The sequence below is a fragment of the Rhodovibrio sodomensis genome (assembly GCF_016583645.1).
GTDB classification, from domain to species: Bacteria; Pseudomonadota; Alphaproteobacteria; order Kiloniellales; family Rhodovibrionaceae; genus Rhodovibrio; species Rhodovibrio sodomensis.
Window position 1 is genome coordinate 1 of the sequence record NZ_NRRL01000095.1, and the last position, 16,560, is coordinate 16,560.

At 70.3% G+C, this 16,560-nt stretch carries 13 protein-coding genes; 6 read left to right on the top strand and 7 right to left on the bottom strand.

The window, feature by feature from the left end:
- Positions 1–1,634, top strand: a 1,634-nt coding sequence (locus CKO28_RS21120; RefSeq protein ID WP_200342804.1) for a DNA translocase FtsK, incomplete at its 5' end; no start/stop codon positions are given.
- 528 nt (positions 1,635–2,162) lie between these two features.
- On the opposite strand, the gene CKO28_RS21125 is transcribed toward CKO28_RS21120, so the two are convergent.
- Positions 2,163–2,369 carry a DUF6494 family protein gene (locus CKO28_RS21125; RefSeq protein ID WP_200342805.1) on the bottom strand — a complete coding sequence of 69 codons (207 nt, stop codon included), beginning with the start codon at positions 2,367–2,369 and terminating at the stop codon, positions 2,163–2,165.
- Between the two features lie 171 nt (positions 2,370–2,540).
- Here CKO28_RS21125 and CKO28_RS21130 point away from each other — a divergent pair, with 171 nt between their 5' ends.
- On the top strand, positions 2,541–3,893 hold the full coding sequence (locus CKO28_RS21130) for an NAD(P)H-dependent oxidoreductase (protein ID WP_200342806.1): 1,353 nt from the start codon (positions 2,541–2,543) through the stop codon (positions 3,891–3,893).
- A 153-nt stretch (positions 3,894–4,046) separates the two neighbouring features.
- Here CKO28_RS21130 and CKO28_RS21135 read toward each other — a convergent pair whose 3' ends face one another.
- The 5 genes from CKO28_RS21135 to CKO28_RS21155 form a co-directional block, all read right to left on the bottom strand.
- Positions 4,047–5,081 carry an aspartate-semialdehyde dehydrogenase gene (locus CKO28_RS21135; protein WP_200342807.1) on the bottom strand — a complete coding sequence of 345 codons (1,035 nt, stop codon included), beginning with the start codon at positions 5,079–5,081 and terminating at the stop codon, positions 4,047–4,049.
- A 278-nt stretch (positions 5,082–5,359) separates the two neighbouring features.
- Positions 5,360–6,469, bottom strand: coding sequence for a 3-isopropylmalate dehydrogenase (leuB, locus tag CKO28_RS21140; RefSeq protein WP_200342808.1), 1,110 nt, complete (start codon positions 6,467–6,469; stop codon positions 5,360–5,362).
- Positions 6,470–6,562: 93 nt separating this feature from the next.
- Positions 6,563–7,132, bottom strand: coding sequence for an RNA 2',3'-cyclic phosphodiesterase (gene thpR, locus CKO28_RS21145; RefSeq protein ID WP_200342809.1), 570 nt, complete (start codon positions 7,130–7,132; stop codon positions 6,563–6,565).
- 402 nt (positions 7,133–7,534) lie between these two features.
- Positions 7,535–8,575, bottom strand: coding sequence for an aldo/keto reductase (locus CKO28_RS21150; RefSeq protein WP_200342810.1), 1,041 nt, complete (start codon positions 8,573–8,575; stop codon positions 7,535–7,537).
- A 104-nt stretch (positions 8,576–8,679) separates the two neighbouring features.
- Complete coding sequence (locus CKO28_RS21155; RefSeq protein WP_200342811.1) at positions 8,680–9,327, bottom strand: arylesterase; 648 nt, start codon at positions 9,325–9,327, stop codon at positions 8,680–8,682.
- Between the two features lie 191 nt (positions 9,328–9,518).
- Between CKO28_RS21155 and CKO28_RS21160 the strand changes: the two genes are divergently transcribed.
- The 3 genes from CKO28_RS21160 (at position 9,519) to CKO28_RS21170 (ending at position 13,834) form a co-directional block, all read left to right on the top strand.
- Positions 9,519–10,304: an ABC transporter ATP-binding protein gene (locus tag CKO28_RS21160; RefSeq protein ID WP_242480704.1), complete on the top strand. Its 786-nt coding sequence runs from the start codon at positions 9,519–9,521 to the stop codon at positions 10,302–10,304.
- A 16-nt stretch (positions 10,305–10,320) separates the two neighbouring features.
- Complete coding sequence (locus CKO28_RS21165; RefSeq protein ID WP_200342812.1) at positions 10,321–12,870, top strand: ABC transporter permease; 2,550 nt, start codon at positions 10,321–10,323, stop codon at positions 12,868–12,870.
- A 232-nt stretch (positions 12,871–13,102) separates the two neighbouring features.
- Positions 13,103–13,834 (top strand): Bax inhibitor-1/YccA family protein, encoded by a 732-nt coding sequence (locus CKO28_RS21170; RefSeq protein WP_200342813.1) that lies wholly within the window; start codon positions 13,103–13,105, stop codon positions 13,832–13,834.
- A gap of 481 nt (positions 13,835–14,315) precedes the next feature.
- On the opposite strand, the gene CKO28_RS21175 is transcribed toward CKO28_RS21170, so the two are convergent.
- Positions 14,316–15,311, bottom strand: a complete 996-nt coding sequence (locus CKO28_RS21175) for a hypothetical protein (protein WP_200342814.1) — start codon at positions 15,309–15,311, stop codon at positions 14,316–14,318.
- 279 nt (positions 15,312–15,590) lie between these two features.
- On the opposite strand from CKO28_RS21175, the gene CKO28_RS21180 reads away from it, so the two are divergent.
- The gene (locus tag CKO28_RS21180; RefSeq protein ID WP_200342815.1) at positions 15,591–16,487 is read left to right on the top strand and encodes a hypothetical protein; all 897 of its coding nucleotides are present in this window, start codon (positions 15,591–15,593) and stop codon (positions 16,485–16,487) included.
- Positions 16,488–16,560: the final 73 nt, after the last annotated feature.

Genomic DNA, 16,560 nt, shown 5'->3' on the forward strand with positions numbered 1-16,560 from the left:
AAGTCGAGCCGCCGGAGCCGCCGCGCAAGCAGACCCAGGTCGAGCCGCGCGCGCCCAAGGCGCAGCCGTCCAAGAAGGCGGCCAAGGACGACCAGCAGCGCTTCCGCTTCGGCGAGGACGGGTTCGAGCTGCCGCCGCTGTCGCTGCTGGGCCAGGTCGCACCGGAGGAGAAGGGCGGACCGTCGCGCGACTCCCTGGAAAAGAACGCGCGCCTGCTGGAACAGGTGCTGCAGGACTTCGGCGTGAAGGGCGAGATCGTGAAGGTCCGCCCCGGTCCGGTGGTCACCCGCTACGAGCTGGAGCCCGCGCCCGGCACCAAGACCAGCCGGGTGGTCGGGCTGGCCGACGACATCGCCCGCTCGATGGCCGCGGTCAGCGTGCGCGTCGCGGTCGTGCCCGGCAGCTCGGTGATCGGCATCGAGCTGCCCAACAAGACGCGCGAGAAGGTCGGCCTGCGCGAGCTGCTGGCGAGCGCGGAGTTCGAGAAGGACGGCGGCGCCCTGCCGCTGACCCTGGGCAAGGACATCTCCGGCAACCCGACGATCGTCGACCTGGCGAAGATGCCGCACCTGCTGATCGCCGGCACGACCGGCTCCGGCAAGTCGGTGGCGGTCAACGCGATGCTGCTCAGCCTGCTCTACCGGCTGCCGCCGGAGCGCTGCCGGATGATCCTGATCGACCCCAAGATGCTGGAGCTGTCGGTCTACGACGACATCCCGCACCTGCTCTCGCCGGTGGTGACCGACCCGAAGAAGGCGGTGGTCGCGCTGAAGTGGACGGTGCGCGAGATGGAGGACCGTTACCGCGCGATGTCCAAGCTCGGCGTGCGCAACATCGCCGGTTACAACCAGCGGATCGAGCAGGCGCGCCAGAACGGCGAGGTGCTGACCCGCAAGGTGCAGACCGGCTTCGACCCCGACACCGGCCAGCCGATCCACGAGGAGCAGCCGTTCGACCTGGAGCCGCTGCCGCACATCGTGGTGGTGGTCGACGAGATGGCCGACCTGATGCTGGTCGCCGGCAAGGAGATCGAGCAGACCGTCCAGCGCCTGGCGCAAATGGCGCGCGCCGCCGGCATCCACGTGATCATGGCGACCCAGCGCCCGTCGGTCGACGTCATCACCGGCACGATCAAGGCGAACTTCCCGACCCGGATCTCGTTCCACGTCACCTCCAAGATCGACAGCCGGACGATCCTGGGCGAGACCGGCGCGGAGCAGCTGCTGGGCCAGGGCGACATGCTCTACATGGCGCATGGCGGCCGGATCACCCGCGTCCACGGCCCGTTCGTCGCCGACAACGAGGTCGAGGACGTGGTGGGCCACCTGAAGGCGCAGGCCGCGCCGGACTACGTCGAGGACGTCACGCAGGAGGACGAGAGCGCCGGCTCCGTCTTGCCGGGCAGCTCGGACTCCGGCGGCGACGGCGGCGAGAACGATCTGTACCGCCAGGCGGTCCAGGTGGTCTGCCAGCACAAGAAGGCGTCGACCTCGTTCGTGCAGCGCCAGCTCGCGATCGGCTACAACCGCGCCGCCCGCCTGATCGAGCGGATGGAGAACGAGGGCATCGTCTCCCCCGCCAACCACGTCGGCAAACGCGAGATCCTCGACGAACACGCGTCCGAACGGGTCTAGAGCAAAATCGATGAAGGTCAGCTCGACCTTCATCGTGAATCTTGCTCTAACTGCTTGAAGAGAGAGCAAGATTCATCTGAGAGGTGGCTTCACCTTTCAGCATCTTGCTCCAGCCGGCCGCCCTGCCCCGCCGGCAGCCGCAAGGCGCGGCCAGGCGCGCGCGGCAGTCGGGCCGTGCGCGTACGGGTGTACGTGCGGGCGTTTAGCCTTCGAACGCGGCATGGCGTACACGCGCACACGGGGTATCGGCGCCGCGGGCAACCTCCTCTCCCTGTTCCCTCCGCGTGGAAAGACTTTTGCACGCGGGCATGCGCAGTCGTGTGGCGTGCTTCGACACGCCAGCCCGCCGCTAGCTGCTCGGCATGAAGTTATCGGTAAGTTCCTGATAAACCGAATCCTTCATCCTGAGTGGAACGCCGAAGGCGTCCGTGCCGAAGGACCCCTTACGGGCGCCCACGCGAGCTGTGCAAAAGCCTCCAGCGGCGGCGCGGGGAAAGTCGGGGGGAGCGGAGAGGTGTAGAGCCGCCCCTACGTCAGGTCGATGTCGCCGTCGATGTCGACCTCGACGTCCAGCTGCCCGATGGTCAGCTTGACGTTCGCCTTGAGCGTCTCGTCGCCGTTCAGGCGGCCATCCTCGAGCGCTTGGCGGACGGCCTTCTCGATCTCCTGCTGCGAGGTCACGCCGACCTTCTTCAGGAACTTGCGGACCCCGGTGTTGAAGGTTTCCTCGTCCATCGGCGTATGCCCTCCCGATCGTTCTTCTGTGTGGCCCTCGTATGGGAGGTGCGCCGGCCGCGCGGCGAGGTCAAACCGGGTCGCCGCGCCTTGCCGCGCCGCCGGCGGCCGTCTAGCCTCCGGCCCGACGACACCAAGACCACGTTCTACGTTCTGGGGAGTGGATCGGCGATGAACCTGTATCGCATGCTGCGCCAGCGCGCCGAGGCGGGCCGGCCGGTGACGGTCGGCCTGATCGGGGCGGGCAAGTTCGGCACCATGTTCCTGGCCCAGGCGCGTCAGACGCCGGGGCTGCACGTGCTGGGCGTCGCCGACATGAACCCGACGAGCGCCCACGGCGCGCTGGGCGAGGCCGGCTTCGCGGCCGACCGGCGCGCCCGCGACTTCGGCACCGCGCTGCACCAGGGCACCACCGCCGTGGTCGAGGATGCCGACAGCCTGATCGCGGCCGACGGGCTGGACGTCGTGGTCGAGGCGACCGGCAACCCGGCCGCCGGCATCCGCCACGCCCGCGCCTGCGTCCGGCACGGCCGCCATCTGGTCAATGTCAACGTCGAAGCGGACGCGCTGTGCGGGCCGCTGCTGGCGCAGGAGTTCGCCCGGGCGGGGCTGGTCTATTCGCTCGCCTACGGCGACCAGCCGGCGATCATCTGCGAGCTGGTCGACTGGGCGCGGACCAGCGGCCTGCCGGTGGTCGCGGCGGGCAAGGGGACCAAGTACCTGGAGAGCTTCCACCGCTCCACCCCCGACACCGTCTGGGACCTCTACGGCATCGCCCGCGAAGCGGCCGAACGCGCCGGCATGAACGCGCAGATGTTCAACTCCTTCATCGACGGCACCAAGTCGGGGATCGAGATGGCGGCGGTCGCCAACGCGGCCGACCTGGGCGTGCCGCCGGACGGGCTCGCCTTCCCGCCGTGCTCGGTCGACGACCTCGCCCACGTGCTGCGCCCGCCGGAGGTGGGCGGCCGGCTGCACCGCGCCGGCCAGGTCGAGGTGGTCTCCTCGCTGGAGCGCGACGGCCGGAAAATCGACCGGGACCTGCGCTGGGGCGTCTACGTCACCTTCGCGGCGCCCAGCGACTACACCCGCGAATGCTTCCGGGAATACGGCCTGGTGACCGACGTCTCCGGCACCTACAGCGCGCTCTACCGGCCGTACCACCTGATCGGGCTCGAACTCGGCGTTTCGGTCGCGAGCGCGGCGCTGCGGCGCGAGCCGACCGGCGCCCCGGCGGCGTTCAACGGCGACGTCGTCGCGGTCGCCAAGCGCGACCTCAAGGCCGGCGAGCGGCTGGACGGCGAGGGCGGCTACTGCGTCTGGGGCCGGCTGATGCCGGCGTCCGACAGCCTGGCCGCGGGCGCGCTGCCGATCGGCCTCGCCCACGGCCTGACGCTGCGCCAGGACGTGCCGCAGGGCGCGGTGGTGCCGCGCGCGGCGGTCGAGCTCGACCCCGAGGACGGCGCGGTCGCGGCCCGGGCGGAGATGGAACGCGCCTTCGCACCCCGGCAGGCCGCCCAGTAGGCGGCTCGGCGCCCGACCGCGTCGTCCCGCCGACCGGGTGTTGGAGGCACCCGTCGCACCAAAAAAGGGCGGCCGGACATTGCGCCGGCCGCCCTTCGTGCGCCGCCGTGCCTTCTGCGGTGGCGCGCCCGCACCACCCGCCGGGCACGACCGTCAGGCGTTCGCGCGCTGCTTGGCCCAGAAGCGCTCGATCAGGGTCTCGGCGATCTGGACGGTGTTGAGGGCTGCGCCCTTGCGCAGGTTGTCGGCGACGCACCAGAAGGCGAGGCCGTTGTCGACCGTCGGGTCCTTGCGGATGCGGGACACATAGACGTCGTCCTCGCCCGCGGCCTCGACCGGCGTGACGTAGCCTTCGTCGGCGCGGTGGTCGACCACGGTCAGGCCCGGGAAGTCGCGCATCGCGTCGCGGGCGGCGTCCTCGCTGACCTCGCGCGTGAACTCGACGTTGATCGATTCGCCGTGGCTGACGAACACCGGGATGCGCACGCAGGTCGCGGCGACCTTGATGTCGGGGGAGAGGATCTTCTTGGTCTCGTTGACCATCTTCCACTCCTCCTTGGTCGCGCCGTCGTCCATGAAGGAATCGATGTGCGGGATCGCGTTGAACGCGATCTGCTTGGTGAACTTGGACGGGCGCGCCGGCTCGTTCATGTAGATGCCGCGCGTCTGGTTGAACAGCTCGTCCATCGCGTCCTTACCCGAGCCGCTGGTCGACTGGTAGGTCGAGACCACCACGCGCTTGATCCCGGCCAGGTCGTGCAGCGGCTTCAGCGCGACCAGCATCTGGATGGTCGAGCAGTTCGGGTTGGCGATGATGCCGCGCTTGGTGTGCCCGGCGATCGCCTCGGGATTGACCTCCGGCACGACCAGCGGGACGTCCGGCTCCATCCGGAACTTCGAGGTGTTGTCGATCACCACCGCGCCGGCCTTGGCGGCCTTGGGCGAATATTCCGCGGAGACCTCGCCGCCGGGCGAGGACAGGACGATGTCGACGCCCTTGAAGTCGAACTTGGACATGTCCTGGATCTTCAGCGTCTGGTCCTCGCCGAACGAGACCTCGCGCCCGGCCGACCGGCCGGAGGCGAGCGCCACGACCTCGTCGGCGGGAAACTCGCGCTCGGCCAGAATCTTCAGGATCTCGCGGCCCACGTTGCCCGTGGCGCCGGCGACGGCGACCTTGTAACCCATGGAATGCGTCCTCGTTTAACGGCTGGGATGCGATCTCGGCTCGACCGGCATTGGTACGCGGCGCACCCCCGCGACGCAAGGCGGCGGGGCGTGAGCATGTTGCGCTGCGGGGTTTGTTCCCCCTCCTCCAACTGCCCTGTTCCCTCTCCTCCAAGTGGGAGGAGAGGGCTAGGGAGAGGAGGTTGCCCGCGGCCTATATCGCGGCACCCTCGTCCCCTTGCCCCTCCTCCCACTGGAGGAGGGATTCAGTTGGGGGCGGCGGGAATCCGAGAGCGCCCCTACCACGCGAGCTTGCCCAGCTCCTCCAAGAGCGCGTCGCCCATCTGGCCGGTCGAAACCTGCGTGGTGCCGTCCTGGACGATGTCGGCGGTGCGCAGGCCGCGGGCGAGGGCGTTTTCGACCGCGCGTTCGACCAGCTGGGCGTCGTCGCCCCGGTCGAACGAGTAGCGCAGCATCATGGCGAACGACAGCAGGGTGGCGAGCGGGTTGGCGACACCCTGCCCGGCGATGTCGGGCGCGGAGCCGTGCACCGGCTCGTAGAGCGCCTGACGCCGGCCGCCGGCGTCGGCTTCGCCGAGCGAGGCCGAGGGCAGCATGCCAAGCGAGCCGGTCAGCATCGCCGCCTCGTCGGACAGCATGTCGCCGAACAGGTTATCGGTGACGATGACGTCGAACTGCTTGGGCTGGCGGACCAGCTGCATGGCGCAGTTGTCGGCGTACATGTGGGTCAGCTCGACGTCGGCGAACTGCTCCCGGCGCAGCCGCTCCACCTCCTCGCGCCACAGCACGCCGGATTCCATGACGTTGGCCTTCTCGGTCGAGACCACCTTGTTCCGCCGCTTGCGCGCCAGCTCGAAGGCGACCGCGGCGACCCGCCGGATCTCGCTGGTGGTGTAGACCTGGGTGTTGACCCCGCGGCGCTCGCCGCCGCCCAGGTCCTCGATCCCGCGCGGCTCGCCGAAATAGACGCCGCCGGTCAGCTCGCGGACGATCATGATGTCGAGCCCGCGCACCAGGTCCGGCTTCAGAGATGAGGCCTCGACCAATTGCTCGAACACCAGCGCCGGGCGCAGGTTGGCGAACAGCGCCATCTCCTTGCGCAGGCGCAGGAGGCCGCGCTCCGGCTTCTGGTCGAACGGCAGACCGTCCCACTTCGGCCCGCCGACCGCGCCCAGCAGCACGGCGTCGGCGTCCTGCGCCTTGCGCATCGTGGCGTCGGTGATCGGCGCGCCCTCGTCGTCGATCGCGGCCCCGCCGACCTTCGCCTCGTCGAACCCGACGTCGAGGTTGCGGTGCTGGTTCAGCCAGTCGGCGATCCGGCGCACCTGCGCCATCACCTCCGGCCCGATGCCGTCGCCGGGCAGGATCAGGACGGTCTTGCTCGCCATGGCGTGGGCGCTCCCCTGCTTGCGGTCGTGGTTCCCGGGCGCGGTGATAGCCGGGCCGCCCGGCGGTGACAAGCGCCGCGAAGTCTCGGGGAATTAGCCGACGCCCTGTTCGGCTTCGCTTGGCCGCGGGGTCAGGGGATATTCCGCCTCGACCCGGTAGATCGGTCCCTTGGGGGTCAGCTGGCTGGACACCAGCTGGAACCGGTCGACGTAGATCGGGCCCGAACTGAACAGGCCGTAGGCCTGCAGGAAATCGCCAAGTTTGCGGCCCGGCGGCCCTTTGAAGCGGGCGATCGTGACGTGCGGTTTGAACTTGCGCCGCTCGCCGGCCAGGCCGATCCGCTGGGCGGCCTGCTCGATCTTGGTCTGCAGGCGGTAGAGCGGCTCCGGCCCCTCAACGCCGACCCACAGCGCCTGCACCTTCTTAGCCGACCCGAACGTGCCCAGGCCCTTCAGCTCCATGTCGAAGGCGGGCACATCGATGCCCGACAGCTCGGCCGCCATATCGCGCCCCTGGTGGCCGTCCAGCTCGCCCAGAAAGCGCAGGGTCAGGTGCATGTTCCGGGGCTCGACCCAGCGCGTGTTGTCGAGCCCGCCGGCGAACCCGCCCATCCGCTCGCGCAGCTCTTCGGGCAGCGGCAGGGCGACGAACAGGCGCATCATGGCGGACCACCTCCCATCAGGCAGCAACGCTGGCGCGGGCGGATAGGTCGGTCAAGCGCGGGGCGCGGCGGAGGGGCCGTCCGGTATCGAAGGACGTGCAAGCCACCTCACCCTGTCCCTCTCCCCCATTGGCGGAGAGGGAACCCGCCGCCATGCCCTGCGAACGGGCGCCCGCGAGGTCGCAGGGCGAGGCAGCGGGTCCCTCTCCCTTGAGGGGAGAGGACAGGTGAGGGTGGGACTCCGCGGCATACGGCGAGGAGTCCCACCCTCACCCTCCCACGCGCCTATCGGCGCGCGGGCCCCACCCTCTCCCCTCAAGGGAGAGGGGATGTTGTGGCGGGTTCCCTCTTCGCCTCCGGGCGGAGCGGGACCGGGTGAGGAGGCTGCCCGCGCCCCACCCCCTCACGGGCAGGGGTAGGTGTAGACCGTGTGGATCTCCTCCAGCTCGCCCAGCAGCTCGTCACTGAGCCGAAGGTCCTTGGCGGCGATGTTGTTTTTCAGGTGCCACAGCTTGGTGGCGCCGATGATCGCGCTGGTGGTGAACGGGCGGGACAGGACGTACTGGATCGCCATCTGCGCCGGATCCAGGCCGTGGCGCTTGGCGCAGTCGACGTAGGCCTCGACCGCCTTGATCCCCTGGTCCTTCCAGTAACGGCTGTTCTGCGGGTACAGCGTCAGGCGCGCGTCCGCGGGCTTGGCGCCATGCAGGTACTTGCCGGTCAGCGTGCCGGCGGCGAGCGGGGCGTAGGCGAGCAGGCCGCAGTCCTCGCGCACCGCGACCTCGCCCAGCCCGGCTTCGAACGAGCGGTTGAGCAGGGAATAGGGGTTCTGCACCGAGACCGCGCGCGGGCCCCGGCCGGCCTCCGCCTCAGTCAGCATGCGCAGGGTGCCCCAGGGCGTCTCGTTCGACAGGCCGATGTGGCGGATCTTGCCCTTGTCGACCAGGGCCTGCAGCGCCGCCAGCGTCTCCTCGAACGGCGTCCAGTCGCCGTCGTCGCCGGCCAGGTCGAAGCCCAGCTTGCCGAAGTAGTTCGCCGGCCGCTCCGGCCAGTGCAGCTGGTAGAGGTCGATCCGGTCGGTCCGCAGCCGGCGCAGGCTGGCGTCGACCGCCTGCTCCAGCTGGCCCCGGTTGAACCGCGGGCCGCCGCGCACGTGCTGGAACCGCGCCCCGGGGCCGAGCGCCTTGGTCGCCAGCACGATCCTGTCCCGCGTGCCGCGGGCGGCGAGCCAGTTGCCGATGATCTCCTCGGTCCCGCCGTGCGTCTCGTCGGCGTAGGGCGTGGGGTACATCTCCGCGCAGTCGAAGAAGTTCACGCCCGCCTCGAGCGCGGTATCCATCTGCTCGAACGCCTCCGCCTGGGTGTTCTGCGTGCCCCAGGTCATGGTGCCGAGGCAGACCTCGCTCACCTGGATGTCGGTACGCCCCAGCTGGCGGTAGTGCATGCGCTAGCTCCGTAACAACGCGTCGGCCGCGCGTACGCGTACACCCCGGTTCGGGGCGTACGTCCGCGCGGCCGTCGGATCGGTCGGGTCGGTTCGGCGGGAAATCAGCTCGCGGCGTTGGAACGCACGCGGTCGATCAGCTGTTCCACCTTGGGCAGGATATTGTCGACGATCACCGCCACCCCCTTGGCGTTGGGGTGGATGCCGTCGGACTGGTTCAGGTCGGGTTGCATGGCCACGCCCTTCAGGAAGAACGGGTAGAACACGACATCGTGCTTCTTAGCCAACTCCGGGTACAGGCTGTCGAACGCCTGGACGTAGCGTTTGCCCATGTTGCGCGGCGCCTTCATCCCGGCGAGCAGCGTCGCGACACCCCGCTCGTCCAGGGTCCGCAGCACGGCGTCCAGGTTCTTTCGCGTGACGGCCGGGTCGATGCCGCGCAGGGCGTCGTTGGCGCCCAGCACGACGATCGCGGCGTCCACCCGGTCCTGCAGGACCCAGGACAGCCGGGACCGCCCGGATCTGGAAGTGTCGCCGGAGCTGCCGGCATTGATCACCTCGACCTGATAGCCCTTGTCCCGGAGCGCCCGCTCCAGCTGGGCCGGGAAGGGCGCGCCCGCCGGCAGGCCGTAGCCGTGCACCAGGCTGTCGCCGAACGCCATGATCGTGATGGTATCGTCCTGCGCCGTAGCGCACGCGAACGGCAGCACGGCGAGCGCGGCGGCGGCGAGCAGGCGGCGGAGGACGGTCATGGCGCCTCGTTCCCTCGAATTGAAACCAGCGGGTGCAACGCCATATCGGGTTTGGCACCCCGGGGGACAAGAGCAACACGCGGCTGTGGCACTGTTCGACGGGCGTCTGGGCGGGTCCCCTCTCCCCTCAAGGGAGAGGGGATTGGCGCTTCGGCCTCGCGCGCGGCTTTCAACCACTCAGGAGACCTTCCTTGAGCACTGACCCGTTGATCCGGCTCGACCGCCTGGAACTGACCCTGCCCAGCCAGGCGGGCGACGTGCACATCCTGCGTGGGCTGGACCTCGCGATCGACGGCGGCGAGACCGTCTCGGTGGTGGGGCCGTCGGGGTCCGGCAAGTCGTCCATGATGATGGTCGTGGGCGGGCTGGAGCGGCCGACCGGCGGCGCGGTCACGGTCGCCGGCCACGACCTCGGGCCGATGCGCGAGGACGCGCTGGCCCGCTTCCGCCGCGAGAACGTCGGCATCGTGTTCCAGGACTTCCACCTGGTGCCGACCATGACGGCGCTGGAGAACGTCGCCATCCCGCTGGAATTCGCCGGGCGCCGGGACGCCTTCGACCGGGCGGCGGAGAGCCTGGACAAGGTCGGTCTGGGCCACCGCCTGAGCCACTATCCGGGCCAGCTGTCGGGCGGCGAGCAGCAGCGCACCGCGCTCGCCCGCGCGTTCGCGACCGGGCCGAAGATCCTGCTGGCGGACGAGCCGACCGGCAACCTGGACGGCGAGACCGGCCGGCAGGTGATCGACCTCTTGTTCGACCTGTGCCGGACCGACGGCTCGACGCTGATGCTGATCACCCACGATCCCGAGCTGGCGGCGCGCTGCGACCGCCGGGTGCAGCTGATCGACGGTCACATCACCGACGACGGGCGCGCCCCGGCCGCCACGCACAAGGCCGCCACGCACAAGGCCGCCCCGCAGCAGGCCAGCACGCAGCAGGCCAACCCCGGCACGTCCGCCGCCCGCAAGGCCGGCTGAGGAACGCGCGAACGTCATGACCACCCTTGCCGACGATCTGCCGCTGGCGGCCCGGCTGGCGCGGCGCGAGCTGCGCGGCGGGCTGAACGGCTTCAAGATCTTTCTCGCCTGCCTGCTGCTCGGCGTCGCCGCGATCGCGGGCGTCGGCTCGCTGTCGCAGGCGATGCTGCAGGGCCTGAACAACGACGCCCGCGCCCTTCTGGGCGGGGAAATGGAGCTCCGCCTGATCCACCAGGCGGCGAACGAAGACCAGCTCGCCTACCTGCGCGAGCACACGACACGCCTGTCCGAGACCACCGACCTGCGGGCGATGGCGCGCACGCCCGACGGCTTCGCCGGCGAAAGCCGGCGGACGCTGGTCGAGCTGAAGGGCGTCGACGGTGCCTACCCGCTTTACGGCCGCGTCGGGGTGAAACCGGCGCAGCCGCTGGACACCGCCCTGGGCCGGACGGACGGGACCTGGGGCGCGCTGGTCGACCCGGCCGTGCTGAACAAGCTGGGGCTGGCGGTCGGCGATCCGCTGCGCCTGGGCGAGCTCACCTACGAGATCCGCGGCACCGTGACCCGCGAGCCGGACCGCGCCGCCCGCGCCTTCACGCTCGGCCCGCGCGTGCTGGTCCGCCACCAAAGCCTGGCCGCGACCGGGTTGGTGCGGCCGGGCAGCCTGGTCTACCACCACTATCGCCTGGATCTGCCCGAAGGCGTCGACCAGGCCGCCTTCAAGCAGCGCCTGACCGCGCGCTTCCCGGAAGCCGGCTGGCGGATCCGCGGGCTGGACAACGCCGCCCCGGGCATCAGCCGGTTCGTCGAGCGGGTCACGCTGTTCATGACGCTGGTCGGCCTGACCTCGCTGTTGGTCGGCGGGGTCGGGGTCGCCAACGCGGTCAAGGCCTACCTGGACGGCAAGCGCGCCACGATCGCGACCTTCAAGTGCCTGGGGGCGCCCGCCAGGCTGGTGTTCTTCACCTATCTGGCGCAGGTGCTGGTGCTGGCGCTGCTGGGGATCGGACTGGGCTTGGTGCTGGGCGCGGCGATCCCGCTCGTCGGCGGGCCGATCCTGGCGAACCGCCTGAACTTCGACGTCGCGGTCGGGCTGTACTGGCAGCCGCTGGCGATCGCGACCGCGTTCGGCCTGCTGACCACGCTCGCGTTCACGCTGTGGCCGCTGGCGCGCGCGCAGGGCATCCCGGCGGCCGCCCTGTTCCGCGACGTGGTCGCCCAGCAGACCGCCCGGGTGCCGGTCTGGGCCTGGCTTGCCACGGCCGCCAGCGCGCTGGCCCTGGCGGGCCTGGCGGTGCTGAACGCCAACGACCGTTGGTTCGCGCTCGGCTTCGTCGCGGCGGCGGCGGGCGCGCTGCTCGCCTTCCGGCTGGCCGCGGCGGGGGTGATCTGGCTGGCCCGCAAGGCGCCGCGCGCGCGCCGGCCGGGCCTTCGCCTGGCGGTCACCAACCTGCACCGGCCGGGCGCGCCGACCGGATCGGTGGTGATGTCGCTCGGCCTCGGGCTGACGGTGCTGGTCGCGATCGCGCTGATCGAGGGCAACCTGCAGCGCCAGGTGACCGAGCAGATGCCGGATCAGGCGCCCGGCTTCTACTTCATCGACATCCAGTCGGACCAGCTGGACGCGTTCAAGCGCACCGTCCGCGACTTCGAGGGCGTCCAGGAGGTCAACTCGGTGCCCATGCTGCGCGGGCGGATCGTGAAGGTCGACGGCACGCCGGTCAGCGAGGCGACGATCCCGGAGGACGTCCGCTGGGTGTTCCAGGGCGACCGCGGCATCACCTGGGCCCGCACGCCCCCCGACAACGCCAGAATCGTGAACGGCAGCTGGTGGCCCGCCGACTACAGCGGCAGGCCGCTGATGTCGCTGGACGCGGAGGTCGCGCGCAAGGTCGGCCTGCAGCCCGGCGACACCATCACCGTCAACGTGCTGGGCCGGAACATCCAGGCGGAGATCGCCAACTGGCGCGCGGTCGAATGGTCGGACCTGCAGATCAACTTCGTCATGATGTTCTCGCCCGGCATGCTGTCCAACGCCCCGCAGAGCCACATCGCCACCGTCCAGATGGACGCCGCCCGGGAAGCCGCGCTGGAGAAGGCGGTGAGCGCGCAGTTCCCCAACGTCTCGGCGATCCGGGTCAAGGACGTCCTCGAGCGCGTCGGCGACATCCTCGGGAACATCGCGCTCGCGGTGCGGTCGACCGCGTCGATCACCGTGCTCGCCGGCACGTTCGTGCTGGCCGGCGCGATCGCCGCCGGGCACCGCCGGCGGATCTACGATTCCGTGGTGCTCAAGGTGCTGGGCGCGACCAAGCGCGACGTCACCGGCGCGTTCCTGCTGGAATACGGCCTGCTCGGCCTGGTGACGGCGGCGATCGCGGCGGCGATCGGCACGCTCGCCGCCTGGATCGTGATGACGGAAGTGATGGACGGCGCATTCGCCGTGCTGCCGATGGCGATCGCCGGCACGGTGGTGGCGGCGACGGCCGTCACGCTCGCCTTCGGCTTCGCCGGCACCTGGCGCGCCCTGCAGCAGAAGGCGGCCCCGCTGCTGCGCAACGAATAGGGAATCTCGGAGCAATCGACAGGCATGGGCGGAACGGCTAGGCTCTTCGCCGAACCGCGCCGTGTTGTGCGTGCCGCACGGCGGTCGGGCGAATTTTCGCACGGCATTTGCGCAAATCGCTTGAACCCGCCGGTCGCGGCGACAATATTAGTCGTAAGCTCACGGCTTTTCAGCCAAGCTACACCCGCCAGGCTTTGACGAGACAGCCAGGCAACTGAGGAACGAGGGTAAAATGGCTCAAGGTCCCGATCGCCGCTATATGACCGGCGCACAGGCCGAGGCGGCCGGCGTCGACGTCGGTCTGCGCAACTATATGTTGCGCGTCTACAACTACATGTGTCTGGGCGTCGCCTTCACCGGCGCCATCTCCATGGTCGTCGCCACCAGCCCGGCGTTGCTCCAGGCCATCCAGGGCGGCCTGATCTGGGTGCTGTTCATCGGCATCCTCGGGCTGGGCTTCTTCGCGCCGCGGCTGATGATGAGCAAGTCGGTCGGCGTGGCGCAGGGCGTCTTCTGGCTCTACGCCGGCATGTGGGGCGCGCTGCTCGGCCCGATCTTCGCCATGTACGCCGCCCAGGGCGACGCCATGATGATCGCCCGCGCGTTCTTCTACACCGCCGCGGCGTTCGCCGGCGTCAGCCTGTACGGCTACACCACCAAGCGCGACCTGGGCCCGATCGGCGCGTTCCTGATGATGGCCGTGATCGGCCTTCTGGTGGCGATGCTGGTCAACATGTTCTTCATCCAGAGCACCGGCTTCGAGTTGATCGTCAGCATCGGTGTGGTGCTGGTCTTCTCGGCGATGACCGCCTACGAGACCCAGATGATCAAGAACATGTATTCCCAGGGCGACATGGGCGAGGTGCAGAGCAAGAAGGCGATCTTCGGCGCGTTCATGCTCTACGGCAGCTTCGTCACCCTGTTCATCTGGATCCTGAACATCCTGGGCATCATGCGCGAGTAACGCGCCCGACTGCCCGAGCGATCCGCGATACGGCCCCGGAAGGCGACTCCGGGGCCGTTTTCGTGTGCGAGGGGCGGTAGGGCGGGTTCGCGCAGCAACCCGCCGAACGGTGCTGCGCCCGGCAACGCCGGAGCGGTGGATTGCCGCTGACGCGGCGAATCCACCCTACCGTACGGTTCGTGTGGCTTCGCACGGCGCCCCGGCGGGTCCCTCGCCCTTGAGGGGAGAGGATAGGTGAGGGTGGAATTCCTCGGCGTATGGCGGGGAGTCCCACCCTCACCCTCCCACGCGCCGAGCGGCGCGCGGGCCCCTCCCTCTCGCCTCGAGGGAGAGGGGATGCGGCGCTTCGACGGTGGCACCGGCGCGATCTAGAGCAAAATCGATGAAGGTCGAGTCGACCTTGATCGTGAATTTTGCTCCAACGGCTTGAAGAGAGAGCAAGATTCAGCTGAAAGGTGGCTTCACCTTTCAGCATCTTGCTCTAGCGCCGCTGCTCTGGATCCGGGTTGGACAGGTCGACCGGGTGCGGACGGTCGGCGGGGGTGGGCATTTCGCGGCGGCTGGTCAGCAGCCAGCGGGCGCTCGCCACGCCTTCCAGGCCGGCGCCGATCAGTGCGGCGCCGAGCCGCTGCAGGTAGGCGACGGTGGTCAGCAGCACCGCGTCCGGGCGGCTAAGGCCGTAAGCCATGTAGATCGCGATCGCCGCGACCTCGCCGAAGCTGACCCCGACCAGGTTCACCGGGATCAACTGAAACAGCAGCGTGCCGGAAAGCGCGACCAGTACCTCGGTCGGGTCGATCGCCACGCCCCAGGTCTCGGCGGCGGTCCAGATCCCCGCCGCGAGCACGGCGTAGGCGGCTGCCGAGATCAGCGTGGCCGGGTACAGCAGCCGGAGCGTCGGGTAGCGCCTGCGCGCCAGCAGATAAACCGCGCCCGCAAGCACGACGAGCCCGCCCAGCAGGCCCCACCAGACCCGCGGGCCCGGGTACAGCCATTGCAGGTCGCTGTCCTGGGCGAAATCCGCGAACGGCAGGCCGATCAGCAGCAGCACCGCCAGCCCCAGCCCGCCGGCGACCCGTTCCATCGACGCCAGCGCCGCCAGCCGCCAGCCGCTCGCCTGGCCGGAGGCCGCGCCCAGCTTGGCCGCGCGGACCAGGTCGTAGCCGACGCCCGTGGGCAGGAAGAAGTAGTAGAACATCGTCACCACGTGGATGCGCCAGATCGCGCGCACCGGCGCGTCGAGCGCGAACAACCGGGCCATCAGCCACAGCCGGACACCGAACAGCTCCAAGCCCAGCAGGCCCAGCAGCACCGCGCTCGCCAAACCGGCCCAGTTGTCCCGCACCCGCTGCATCGGCAGTTCGGTTACCAACAGCCAGCCGAGCACGACCAGCCCGACCGGCGCCCCGATCAACTGGGCCACGATCAGGCGATGGCGCAGCTTGTCGCTGTCGATCGATCCGAACGGCGTGCGCAAGGGGCGGTTGACCTCGATGACGGCGGCGGGCGAGCACCCGGGCGGCGGGCGGAATTGAGGCGGCCGGTTGACGCCACGGTATCGCCGCGCCCGCCGCCTGCCTACCCGCCGCCGGCTGCCTACCCGCCGCCGGCTGCCTACCCGCCGCCGGCTGCCGGTCCGCACCGAGCGTCGCGCGGTCCTTGAATTGCAAGCGTCGCGGTTTACCGGGGTGCGACAGTGTTTTCACCCCGCCACGATTGGTCAGCGCCCGGATGCGCCCTACGTTAGAGGCGGCGCATGAGAACCGAACGCCGCCGGTCCGTCAGGAGGTCCGCCATCAACGCCACCGTGCTCGACGCCATGCTGGAGACGCTTGCCATGCCGTTCGCCCTCGGCCTCGCGGTCGCCCTTGCGGCGATGGCGGCGCGCGCCCGCATGCACGGCTTGGCGGTGGCTCTGGGCGTGATCGCCGGGCTGGTCGCGGGGCAGGTGGCGCTCCAGGGCTGGCCGGCCGTGCCGCCGAACGGCGCGATCGACAAGCTGTGGTGGCTGGCGCTGCTGGGCGGCGCGCTCGGGCTCGGCCTGCCGCGGCTGAACGACGACCGTCAGCGGCGCGCGGCCGGGATCGCGGGCCTGACGCTGGCGGTGGTCTGGATCGGCTGGCCGCGGCTGATGATCCCCGACGTGGCCGCCTGGGTCACCGGGGCGCTGCTGGTGGGGGCCGGCATCTGGGCGCTGGCGCGGGTCGAACGCGCGGGCAGCCCGGGCGGCGCGCTGTTGCTGCTGGTCGGCGGGATCGCGGCCGCCGGGGTCGCGTTCTACGGCTCGTCCTACTCGATGGCGCAGGTCAACCTGGTGCTGACCGCCGCGCTGACCGGCGCGATGGCGGGCGCTGGCGCGGCGCCGGCGGGCCTCGGATCCGCCGGGCGGATGGCGGCGGCGCTGCCGCTGATCGGGCTGGTGGCGATCCTGGCGTTCTACACCCAGTCGGCCCCGCTCGCGCTGATCCTGCTGCTGCCGGTGTTCCTGGCCGAAGGTGCGCTCGCCGGGCTGCCGCGGCTGGGTCAGCTGGCGACCGCCGCCGGGGAGCGGATGCGCGGCGCGCGGCTCTTGGTGGTGGTCGCGCTCGCGCTGGTGCCGGCGTGTGCGGCGATCGCGGTCGCCTACTGGCAGTCCGGCCCGCTGTACTTCTGATCCGCCGCGCCCGCCCGCGACGCAGACGGACCCGAAACCGCCCCGCAGCAACGCCCCCGAAAACGCCCCCAAG